The organism is Mesomycoplasma molare (assembly GCF_024918955.1).
Classification (GTDB): Bacteria; Bacillota_I; Bacilli_A; order Mycoplasmatales; family Metamycoplasmataceae; genus Mesomycoplasma_A; species Mesomycoplasma_A molare.
Genome location: NZ_CP103423.1, coordinates 688461 through 700864 on the forward strand (window position 1 = coordinate 688461; position 12404 = coordinate 700864).

General features: G+C 24.7%; 11 protein-coding genes. All 11 read right to left on the minus strand.

Translation table 4 applies throughout. From position 1 onward, the window contains the following. A complete protein-coding gene (locus NX772_RS03125; RefSeq protein WP_027123097.1) occupies positions 1-696 on the minus strand; it encodes a YgjP-like metallopeptidase domain-containing protein in 696 nt (231 codons plus the stop codon). Then, complete coding sequence (locus NX772_RS03130; protein WP_027123098.1) at positions 696-1376, minus strand: nuclease-related domain-containing protein; 681 nt, start codon at positions 1374-1376, stop codon at positions 696-698. The genes NX772_RS03125 and NX772_RS03130 overlap by 1 nt, the downstream gene beginning before the upstream one ends. A 123-nt stretch (positions 1377-1499) precedes the next feature. Continuing rightward, positions 1500-2075: a hypothetical protein gene (locus tag NX772_RS03135; protein WP_027123099.1), complete on the minus strand. Its 576-nt coding sequence runs from the start codon at positions 2073-2075 to the stop codon at positions 1500-1502. A 163-nt stretch (positions 2076-2238) separates the two neighbouring features. Beyond that, complete coding sequence (locus NX772_RS03140) at positions 2239-3156, minus strand: NAD(P)/FAD-dependent oxidoreductase (protein WP_027123100.1); 918 nt, start codon at positions 3154-3156, stop codon at positions 2239-2241. 12 nt (positions 3157-3168) lie between these two features. Then, on the minus strand, positions 3169-4146 hold the full coding sequence (lgt, locus tag NX772_RS03145; RefSeq protein WP_027123101.1) for a prolipoprotein diacylglyceryl transferase: 978 nt from the start codon (positions 4144-4146) through the stop codon (positions 3169-3171). Beyond that, on the minus strand, positions 4136-5056 hold the full coding sequence (gene hprK, locus NX772_RS03150; protein WP_027123102.1) for an HPr(Ser) kinase/phosphatase: 921 nt from the start codon (positions 5054-5056) through the stop codon (positions 4136-4138). The genes lgt and hprK overlap by 11 nt, the downstream gene beginning before the upstream one ends. Next, positions 5040-7880 carry an excinuclease ABC subunit UvrA gene (gene uvrA, locus NX772_RS03155; RefSeq protein ID WP_036449974.1) on the minus strand — a complete coding sequence of 947 codons (2841 nt, stop codon included), beginning with the start codon at positions 7878-7880 and terminating at the stop codon, positions 5040-5042. Before uvrA ends, hprK begins: the two co-directional genes overlap by 17 nt. 65 nt (positions 7881-7945) lie before the next feature. Beyond that, entirely contained in the window at positions 7946-8947 is a 1002-nt protein-coding gene (locus tag NX772_RS03160; RefSeq protein ID WP_027123104.1) for an NAD(P)-binding domain-containing protein, read from the minus strand. Between the two features lie 40 nt (positions 8948-8987). Next, positions 8988-10193 (minus strand): replication-associated recombination protein A, encoded by a 1206-nt coding sequence (locus tag NX772_RS03165; protein WP_051542108.1) that lies wholly within the window; start codon positions 10191-10193, stop codon positions 8988-8990. A 6-nt stretch (positions 10194-10199) separates the two neighbouring features. After that, positions 10200-11555, minus strand: coding sequence for a DUF2130 domain-containing protein (locus NX772_RS03170; protein ID WP_027123106.1), 1356 nt, complete (start codon positions 11553-11555; stop codon positions 10200-10202). 114 nt (positions 11556-11669) lie between these two features. Further along, complete coding sequence (locus tag NX772_RS03175; protein WP_259429359.1) at positions 11670-12023, minus strand: hypothetical protein; 354 nt, start codon at positions 12021-12023, stop codon at positions 11670-11672. Between the last annotated feature and the right edge of the window lie 381 nt (positions 12024-12404).

Sequence of the window (12404 nt, forward strand, 5' to 3'; positions counted from 1 at the left end):
TTAATTAAAAACTCCAAAATATAATTTATTTGAGTATAGTTCGTATTTTTCTTTTGAAACATAATTATAAAGTTTATTTCAAAAATCTTTTTTATGATGAGGAAAAAAACAATGAACTAATTCATGATAAATTATAGAATCAATTATTTCTTGAGAAAAAGGAAAAAGTCTAGAAGCATATTCAATTGTGTTTTGTGTGAAACTATTTCTGCCTCAATATGAATTAAATTTTTTTAAAATTATTTTATTTCTCTTCTCAACTTTTAAAAGATTTTCTAATTCAGTAGTTCTATAAATTAAGTATCTAAAAAGCCTTTGTTCGCAAAAATTTTTAATAAATCTTTCTAGTAATTTTAACGAATTAAAACTTTTTTCTAAAACATCTATTTTTTCACAATTAAAAATAAACTCATTAATCTTTTCAATTATTTCAAAATTAATTTTTTCTCCAAATAAGTAAAAATGCTTATTTTTTATATCTATTGCTTCACCTGAATAATTTAAACAAAAATCTTTATTTTTTCTAAAATAAGTTTTTAATTCTTCTTGCCATGAATTGTCTTCTATGCTTTTCTTTGTAGGATGGAATTCTATTATCCCTTCTTTTCATCTAATATTATTTTCTAATACAAGAGCTGGATATAGTTTAAATTTTACCTCTATACCATCTATAACTATTGACTCGATTTTTAACATTAATACTCATTTCCAAAAGATTTAAGTGTTAAATAATCTTTTTTATCATTAGTTCTAAAATCTTCTATTGTTCTTTTAATTTCTAACAGAGTTTTTTTGTCTATTTTTTCTTCTAAAGAAGTATTAATATCAAATAATATTTGATTTAGGTTGTTTTCTTTCGTAATTATTACGTGAGAAATATTATTCTCTATTTCTAATTTTTCAGCTCTATCTGAAAAAATTATTAAAGATAAAATAGGTAATTTATAATTTAACATTTGGGTTATATGATAAATATGTTTATCATTTTGATAAACAGGATTAGTTATAGTAAAAGTTTTTTTTCCTAAAGTTTTAGTTCAATTATTTTCTTCTGCATTTCCTGTTATTATTCCGTTTATTGATTTGATTTCAACTACTATTATTGCTTTGTTTGTTAGTAATATTCCATCAACTTCAAATAATTTATTTTCTCCATACTTATATAAACTACTTTCTATAAAGAAAAAATTATTTTGGTTAGCTCAATTTTTTAAAAATAAATTAATGTTTTTTTCAGCTTCTATACCTATCTGTTCTTGTTTGGATATTTTATTTATATATTTAAACTTAACAAATATACTAAAAGCAATAATAGAGATTATTAATGATAGACTTATAATAATTCCAACTAAAATAATTACTTCTTTTTGCGACATTTAAACTCCTTTATAATTTTTAATTATACTTGTATTTTATTAAAAAAAAAATAACAGACAATATTCTGTTATTTCTATATTTTATTTTACCTAAATAACTACATATAAATAATTTTTAATTTATTATTTTTTTAGTTCTACTACTTGATCACCAAATTTAAGTGATGAGATACCTAGTGATTCTAAATTTAATGTTTTATTTTCTACTTCTGTTTTAGAGAATGCAAATTCATAGTGAACAGGGAATGAAAATGTTCTTGTAGGAATTTCAACACTCGCTTCCTTGTCATTTGTTTGTGTAGTGTCTGAAAATTGACCTTTTGCAGTTTTTCCTTCAACTGTTTTTGTCTCTGTTCCGACAAATTTAGAAGTTGTTGTGAATGTTTTTCCATTTGCTTTTAAGTAACCATTTTCATCTAATTCTTTTACTTCTAATGAAAATGTTTTTGCATTATCAGAAAGTTCTACATAATTTCCAGCTTCGTCTTTCAAGTATAAAGAAATTACAAATTCTTTTGCAGAAACTTTCTCTTTTTCAAATTCTAATGTATATTTTGAAAAATCTGTTTCTTTTTTATCAGTTGAATTATCTGTTAAAGGTTTTGTGTTATCTCCACAAGAAATAGCAAAAGCCATTCCTGATAATACTGTTGTTGTAGTTCCTAAAGATAATAATAAATTTTTTATTTTTTTAGTCATAATATACTCCTTATATTGTATTATGTTATGTAAATTATACAATTTTTTATTTTTTTCGGTAATTTAGCTTATTTTTATTCAAAAACAAGCGTAAAAAGCTAAAAAAATACATTTTTTGGATTTTTATAGCTTTTTTCTATTTTTAAAAATATTATTAATTATTTTATTTTCCTAATCTATTTGTTAATATTTTACCCACAATTGTTCCGTCACTTGTCGCTGTTGCAATTTGTCTAATTTCTTTAACAATAACATCACCAATTGCATAAATACCTTTTTCTTTTGTTTCTTTAAATTCATCAACTTTTAATAATCCATTAGGCTCTAAAATGTTTAGGTCTTTCAAGAAAGCTGTAGCAGGTATAAATCCAATATAAGGGAATAATGAAGCAGCTTCAATTTCTTGTTCTTTTCCATCAATTTCTACCAATGCTTTTTCTAATGAATTTGTTCCCATTAATTTTAATACTTTAGAATTAAAATGAACTTTTACATTTTTCTTATTCATTAATTCCTCTACTAAACGTGGTTCAGCATTAAATTTATCATCTCTAACAAAAACATGTACTTCTGAAGCGATTGAAGATAAAAAAGCTCCTTCTTCAACAGCTGAATTACCACCACCAATTATAATTGAAGGGTTTTTACCAAATAAAGGACCGTCACAAATAGCACAATATGATACACCTCTATGTTCGAAATCCAAAATACCTTCTACATCCATTGGTTTTCTCTCGTTCATTCCAGAAGCAACAACAACAGATTTAGCTTTAATAATTTTATTGTTTTTTAAATGAACTTCTTTTTCAAATTCTGAAATAGAAACAACTTTTTCTACTTCTCCATATAAATGTTCTGCTCCATATTCTAAAGCGTGTTCATACATTCTCAGTGCTAAATCAGCCCCCATAACTACTTTGTCACCTGGTCAGTTTTCAATTTTTGATTGCATAACCATTTTACCCCCAGGAGCTCCTTTTTCAATTATGGCAACACTTAAATTACCTCTAGAAGCATATATAGCTGCAGTAAGTCCAGCAGGACCTGCTCCTATAATTACAACATCATATACTTTTTCCATTTTTCCTTCCTTTTACAAGTTTTGAACTGTTGTACTAACAGTTTCTACTCTTTGATATTTTTTTCAAGTAATTTTCATAAATTTTTCTTTACTTACTTGATATCTTACTACTTTTTCAATTTTTAATTTATTATTCACTATAAGGTATTTAAAATTTGCAAAAAATTGGAAATAAATAGCTAAGATAACTCCTAAAAATATATAAATTAAAGCTAATATAAAATAAAATAGATAAGCTTCTTGTCTTAAAAATTCCATCGATGCACGAACTATACCATATCAAATTAAATACATCGCACCAGTAACACCCGGTTTAAATCAATTAAATAAATTAAAGACTCAAACCAATAATAAATAACCAATAAGAGATGTTAAAAACTCATAGAAAAATAAAGGCACTCTTAAAGCTCCATCTTGATTTACGCTATCAGAAATAAACATATTTCTAACAATTATTTCTCCTAATCATAAAACAGAAGAACCATCTAAATCAATTTTTCCATAAACTTCATGATTTGTATAATTTCCCCATCTTCCAACTGCTTGCCCTATTAAAACAGCAGGAAGAATAAAGCTCATAGCTTTTCGATAATCTATTTCTGTTCTTTTAAAATAAATATATGTTAAATCGGAAATAGTCGCTAAAATAACTCCTCATTGAATAGAAAGGCCACCACTTCTTATGTTTCATCAATTATCTTTTAATTTATCTGCATTTCCAGCTATAAGTTGTTCAAAAATATATCCTAATCTTGCTCCGATTATTGAAGTAGGAATTGTTATAATAATTAAAGTAAATAAATGATCAAAGTTTCATTTTTCTCTTTTTCAAAAAAATGCAATAGTTAATATAGCAAAAATCATTCCTAGCATAATCATAAAACTATATACAGGTAATCATTCTCAATTAAAAATATAAAATGCTTCACCTTCTTTAAAAGGTCTGGCAGTTTTTAAATATTCAGGTAATTGTGAAGTTTTATTTTCCATTTTTATTTTTTATCCTTTCTTGAATTTTTTCAATCGGGTCCAAACCATCCTGTTTAACTAAATAAGAATTAACTGCAGCAACAACTAAGGATGAAATTGTTCTTCCTTGCTTTACAGGAATTTGGATTTTTTTTATTTTACCATCTAAAATGTGGTAATATAACTCATTATTGCCAATTCGATCAAAATTATTGTTATTTTCAAAAGGAATTAGTTCTAAAACTAAATCTATATCTAATTTTGTTCTAATCATACTAGAACCATAAGTATGTCTAATATCTATTATCCCAATTCCTCTTACTTCTAATAAATCTTGTGTTATTGGTGAAGGTTTACCAATAAAGCGATTTCCTAATCGAGAAATTATTACAGTATCATCACTTACAAAAGTATGACCATCTTGAATTAATTCTAAAACTGCTTCTGATTTACCTACTCCTGAAGCTCCCGTTATTAGAACACCTACTCCATTTACAATAATAGCACTACCATGAATTGCTGTTTTTTTTGCAAAATACTCAGAAAGGTATCCTCCAATATTTGCAATTAAAGTTGATAAATGCTCTTCGCTAGAAACTGTAGGTACCATATAAAAATTAGAAATTTCTAAAATTTCATTAAATAACTCCTTTTCAAATCCGACAGAAAGCATTAATAAAGGAGGATTTGCTCCTATTACCCTATGTAACGCCTCTTTTCTGTCTTTTTGTGAAAGAGAAAGTAAAAATTTAGATTCATTCGTCCCTCATCCAACTATATTTTTAGTTAAAGTTTCATCTACATAAGCTCCTGCTAACAAAAGTCCTGCTCTGTTTATCGAAGGTCTTTCAATAAAGGACTCTTTGCATTCATTTAATGGTTTTAAATTAAATTCTTTAATTAAAAAATCTACATTAATTTTTTCTTTCATTTAATACTCCTTTTAAATAAATTCCGGTGTATGAATTTTCATTTTTAGCTACTGCTTCTGGTGTTCCTGTAGCTATAACTTTTCCTCCATTAATTCCACCACCAGGACCTAAATCAATAATATAATCAGCGACTTTAATTAAATCTAAATTATGTTCTATAACTAAAACTGTATCTCCATTATCAACTATTCTATTTAAAACTTTAACTAATTTTTCTACATCCGCAGTATGTAATCCTGTTGTAGGTTCATCTAAAACGTAAAATGTTTTACCTGTAGGTTTCTTTTGTAAAAATTTAGCTAGTTTAACCCTTTGCGCTTCTCCTCCGGAAAGAGTTGTTGCTGATTGTCCTAATGTTATATAATCTAAACCTACATCTATTAGCGTTTTTAATTTGTTAGCTATTTTAGGTCTATTTTCAAAAAATTCATAAGCATCTAAAACTGTCATATTTAAAATGTCTGATATATTTTTGTTTTTATATTTTATTTCTAAAATTTCATTTTTATATCTTGTACCATTACAATGATCGCAAGTTATGTAAACATCAGGTAAAAAATGCATTTCAATTCTTAACATCCCATCACCTTGACATTTTTCACAACGACCATCAGAGGCATTAAAAGAAAATTTTCCTTTTAAATAACCTCTAGTTCTAGATTCTTCTAGGCTAGCATATACATCCCTTATATCATCAAATACAGAAATATAAGTTGCAGGATTAGATCTAGGTGTTCTTCCTATTGGAGATTGAGAAACTTTTATTATTTTATCAATATTATATGAACCGTCTATAGATTTGTGTTTACCTGATTTTACTTTTTCTTCGCTAGTTAAATTTTCTAGACCTTTTACAAGAACTTCATTAACTAAAGTACTTTTACCTGAACCTGAAACACCTGTCACCGCAATAAATTTACCCAAAGGAAAAGAAACATCAAGATTTTTTAAATTATTCTCTGATGCACCTTTTACAATAATAGAATTTCCATTACCTGGTCGTCTTTTATTAGGTATTTCTATCTCTTTTTCTTTAGAAAGATATTTTCCAGTTATTGAATTAGGATTATTTATTAAATCTAAAACGCTTCCTTGCGCAACAACTTCTCCACCATTTCTACCTGCTAAAGGGCCTATTTCAATAACATGATCTGCCTCTAATATAGTTTCTTCATCGTGTTCTACTACAATTAGTGTATTACCAATTTCAACCATTTTTTTCAATGAATTAATTAACTTTCTATTATCTTTTTGATGTAATCCTATTGATGGTTCATCCAAAACATAAAGGACTCCCGTTAAATTAGAACCTATTTGCGTTGCTAGTCTTATTCTTTGTGCTTCTCCTCCAGAAAGACTTTCTGACTTTCTATTTAATGAAAGATATTCTAAACCTACATTTACTAAAAAACTCAGTCTATTTTTTATTTCTTTAATTAACATACTAGAAATTTCTTTATCAAACTCACTTATTTGAAGATTTTCAATTTCTTTTAAAGCATCTTCAATAGAAAGCGAAGATAATTCAAAAATATTTAGGTTATTTAGTTTTACAGCTAATGAGTATTTATTTAATCTTGCGCCCTTACATGAATCACAATTAGATTCCGACATAAATCTTTTATGTCATGCTCTTATATCTTCACTAGATGCTTCCATAAATTTTCGCTCTTGCTTATTAATTAAACCTTCGATAAATTTGGTTTTTTTGTATTCATTTCCAGCTTCGCTTACTACTGTAAAAGTTACTTCTTCATTTGAACCAAATTTTAATATTTCTATTTCTTCTTTTGTTCAAGTTTCTATCGCCTTGTCTAAAGGTAAATTATATTTATTAGCTAAAACTTCAAACTCTTTTCATTCTATAGTTTTTTTGTTTATAGGTAAAGGAAAAATAGCTAATGCTCCCTCTAAAACAGATAGTTCTTTTTTAGGCACTAAAAGATCAAAATCAGCTTTTAGTACAACCCCTATTCCCTTACATTTTTCACACATTCCTATTGGCGAATTAAATGAAAAGTTTTTTGTATCAAAATTTGGCATATTAAAATCACCAAATTGACAAGCTTGAATTTTTGAAAAAGTAATTTCTTGTTTATCTAAAACTTCTACTTTAACGATGCCTTTTGCATAGTCTGAAGCAATATCTATCGCTTCAGATATTCTATTACTTTCTTCTTCTTTTAAAACTAAACGATCAACAATAATATCAATATTATGTTTTTTGTTTTTATCTAAGATAATACTTTCTTCAACAGATCTAACTTCTCCGTTAACTTTTAGTCTTAAAAAGCCTTCTTTTTTTAGTTTTAATAATAACTTTTCATGTGTTCCTTTTTCATCAACAACAACAGGAGAAAGAATATGAATTTTTGATCCTAAAGGAAACCTATAAATAGCATCTACTATTTCTTTAGTTTTTTGACTTGTTATTTCTATATTATGTTTAGGACAAAAGGGTTTTCCAATTCTTGCATAAAGTAAACGTAAATAATCATAAATTTCAGTTATTGTTCCTACTGTAGATCTCGGGTTAGAATGTGTTGTTTTTTGTTCGATAGAAATAGCGGGAGAAAGTCCATCAATGGAAACCACATCAGGTTTTTTGGTTCCTCCTAAAAACTGTCTAGCATATGAACTAAGTGAATCAACATATCTTCTTCTTCCTTCTTCATAAATAGTATTAAAAGCTAAAGAAGATTTTCCAGATCCTGAAACTCCCGTAAAAACTACTAATTTATTTTTTGGAATAATTAAATCAATGTTTTTTAAATTATTTTCTTTCGCTCCAACAATGGTAATAAAATCGTGTGTATTTTTCATTATAAAATTATATAAAAAACTTTTTTGTTTTTTTATAAAAAGATGTTAAAAAAACTAAAATAAAACTATCTTAGTTCATTTATAAAAGTTGTAATTCTTTCAGGTTTTTTTGTTCCATTTAAAATTTCTATAATGGTTTTTATGACACTTATTTTTAAACTATTAATATCTATTTTAGACTCTAATATTTTAGCAGCTTCTTTACCTTCTATTGTTTGTTTAAAATCAATATTTGCTTTTTCGAGACCTCATCTAGCGATGTATCTTCCATAACTAAAATTTCGACTTTTTTCTGAACTACAAGTTAAAATTACATCACCTAAAGTTGAAAAATCAACAACATTTTTAAAATCAATGTCGGAAGATAAACTTTCATAAATTATCATAATATCTTTAATTCCTTGTGTTAAAAAAGCTGCGTGAGTATTTCTTGAATCACTATAGTAATTTAAAATCCCGCTACCAATAGCTAAAACGTTCTTTAAAGCCGCAAATAATTCAGATATAAAACTATCTTTAATTTCTATTAATTTGAAATAATCGTTATCAAATATTTTTTTAAGTTCTAAAACAAAATCTTTATTTTCAGAAAATACATTAACTATTGTTGTATTTTTATTGAAAAGTTCATTTGCAAAAGATGGGCCTAATATGGTTGCAAAATTATTAAGATTATTTTTAAATTCTTTTTTTATAAAGTTTGAAAAAAAGTTTTTACTATTGTTTTCAAATCCTTTAGCAATATTTATTAAATTTATCTTTTTATTTGGTCTTAGTTTTAAAATTTCCTCTAAAACCTTTTGAATGGAATTAGAAGGTATGGCCAAGACAATAATCTCGGTTTTGTCGATTAATTCTTCTAATTTTTTAGTAGTATGTAGCATTTCTTTATTTGAGAATTCAGAACTAGAAAAATATTTTTTGTTAAATCCTGACTCTATATCATTTAATTCTTCTTCATTTATACCATACATTAATACTTCATTTTTATTACTTAATGCCACATTTGCTATAGCTGAACCATATGCCCCTGTACCTATAAAACCTAATTTTATTTTTTTGTTCATAAAAACTATTATATAAAATTTTATTTTTTTATTAACTAACTTATTCCAAATTTTCTTTTATTTTTTTTCAATAACTCTTTATTTTTTCCTCATTTTTATTATTTCCGAAATGGAAAAAAACTTTATCCTTTAATTCGTTAGGTAAATATTGTTGATTTACAAAATTATTTTTAAAGTTATGAGGATATTTATAGTTTATTCCGTGATTCAAATTTTTCGCATTTTTATAATGAGCATCTTTTAAATAATTAGGAATATCAAAAATGTATCCGTCATCAACCATCTTTTTTACTTCATTGAAAGCTAAATAAGTAGAATTGCTTTTTGGACTAAGAGCTAATTCAACTATTATTTGAGATAAAGGTAATTTGGCTTCCGGCATACCTAATCTTTCGGCAGCTTGAATAGCTGCTTCTACTTTTAATGAAATAATGGAATTCGCCAGACCTATATCTTCATATGCGACAGCGGTAATTCTTCTATATAAACCATCAAAATCACCACTTTTTATTATCAAATATCCATAATATAAAGAAGCATCTACATCACTTCCCCTTAGAGACTTATGAAATGCACTTAAATTATTATAATGAGCATCTGAATTTTTGTCACTATAAAAATTTATATTCGGTATTACTTTTTTTATTAAATCTTGATCAATATTCTTATCATTACTTATTTTCATTATCAATGAAAAATTTAATTTTATTTTTCTAATATCAAAATTAGAATAATAAATAATTTTTTCGACAATATTTTTATCTATTTCTATATTTTCTTTTTTAAATAATGATTCAAAATAAGATAAAATATCCTCTTTTGTTGGTTTTAGAAATTGAAGAATTTGCATTCTGCTTCTAATTGCAGGATTAATTTTAAAATAAGGATTCTCTGTTGTTGTGGCAAAAATAATAATTTCTTGATTTTCTAAAAAAGTTAATAAAATATCTTGCTTATCCTTATTTAATCTATGTATTTCATCAATTATAAGAACTTTATTTTCTTTTAATTTACTTATCAATTCCTCTTTCTGTCCTATCGACGCGTTAAAGGTATCGAATTTAAAAGTCATTTTTCTAGCTAATAAGTTGGCAACAGAAGTCTTTCCAATCCCGGACTCTCCATAAAAAATAAAAGAACCAATGTTCTTTATTTCTATTATTTTATTAAACAAAAATTTAAGATGATTTTGTCCAATTATATCATCTAAATTTTCTATATCTTTTTCAAAAATTTTTGCATTCATAGTTAATTAATCTTGAGTTTTTTCTGTTTTTTTAATTATTTTTTTGATTTCAAAGTTTAATATTTTATTTTTTATGGTTATTAAATGTGAATCAATAACTATGTTAATATTTTCATCAATTTTTTGAGCTTGAGTTTTGATGATATCAGAAGCTTTTTTAATATCAATTATTTTCTTATTTAAATTCACTAAACTTATATCTAAAATGCTATCTTTCATTTTATTAAATTCTTCTATAATTTCTTCTTTTTCTTTAAAGACAATATTAGAAGTAGTTATATTTTCATAAGAATAAATAAAATATTTTAAAACGGATACAAAAGGAAGTAAATATGCGGGTCTAACCATATACATATTTTCAAAATCTTTAACTTTTTTTATTACAAAATCGTCTTTTGGTTCCACTTCCGTTACTAGAATTGAAAAACTCGCTTGCTTTTCTTTTCTTTCTTTTTCTAATTTTAAAAAGAAATCACTATTTTTTTGACCACCAGAAGCTCTTTGAGTTTTACACTCTATTACAATTTTACTCAAAGATAAACCTTCTCTTTTTTTACTAAAAAATTCTATAATAAAATCACTTTTAGTTCCATTAACAACACTATTATCTTTTTTAAGAACTATTTCAGGTTCCATACTAAAAGCGCTATTAATTTCTGAACTAACTCAAGTTTCTAGTTCCTCTCCTAAAAGTTTTATATTATTGTTTTTGTTTCTTTCTAAGTTGTTTATTTTTTCTAAAAGTTTTTCTTTTTCTGTTAAAAATTGAATTTGGAATTCTTGTTTAGAATTAATAACATCTGTTTCCATATTGACTTTTAAATTTTGATGTTCTAATTGCAATTTATTATAATTGTCTTTAATAACATTTGTATCATCAATTATTTTTAAAAATTCTTTACTTTTTTTATATTCCTCAACAGCGATAATCTTATCAGCTTCTTTCATTGATTTTATTCTTAAATTTTCGTCACTTAATTCTTTATTTTTGTCTTTTAAATCTTTAATTTCTTTAAGTATATTTAAATAATTAGAATCTGTCTTTAAATATTCTTCTATTGCTTGTTTTTTAAGTAACTCAACTTTGGATTCAAATATTTTTAGATTTTCTTTTTCTGTACTTAAATCTTGAACTAATTTTAAATATTCTTCACTTAGTTTAAATTCATTTATTGCATTTTTTCTTGCTTCTTCAATTAAAGAATTGTTGATTTTTCCTTTTATTTTTTGAATAAAATTTTCAATTTCTTGATTTTTATAATCATCGATTAAAAAGAAATCCCCTTTTTTAGCATCTTCAACAAGTTCAAATTTTATTGTTGGTTCATATTCAATAATTCTTACTTTAATTTCTTTACTCATTTTTTACCTCTCACACTAATTTACATTCGCCTATTGGCTTTTTTGGTTTTGAAATACATAATTCCCTTCTTTCTAATTACTATATTTAATAGTTAGACATAAATGAATCCTACATTAAAATTCGTTTTGTTCTTTTATGTATTTCCAAGAATTTAGCATTTCCTTTTTATAAATTATTCTATTTAAATTTTCAACATAAAAATGAAAACTTTTCAAAATTAATTTTACTGCAATTTTATCCTCAATTTTAAAATTATGGTTTTTAGATACTTCAAAAAAGAATTTCATTTCTGATTTTTTTTCTAGTAAATTTGATTTGAAATCATGAATATTATCAAACATTTGATAAGTGAAAATATTTTTAAATTCATTATTGATACTTTCTTTGTTAGCCCATAATCAATCAAAATATTTTTGACCCTTATCCGTTTTATTTTTTTTATAAAATCTTGAAATAATTATTCACATATAGAAAAATAAAAAAAATAATAAAAATGTATAAATTAAAAATAAATAAATTCACGCAAAGTTTGAATTAATTGATATTAAAAAATAAATGCTAATAGCATAAAAAAATATATAGAAAATTTTATTTATAAATCAAATAAATGAATGTTTTCTATAAAAAAATATTTCAAATTCTCTCTTACTTTTTAAATGTTTTATTTCTTTTTTATCTTTATCAAAAAATCCTATTATTTTTTTCAAGATAAAAAGGTAAAATATAGTAATCAATAATTTGGCCCCTGAATTAAAGAGTAATAAAGAAATAAAATTAAGAAAAAAGTAATTTATTGCTCAATTATTTTGTAAAAATGTTTCTTTACCTTTTAAAATTAAAAAATTAAA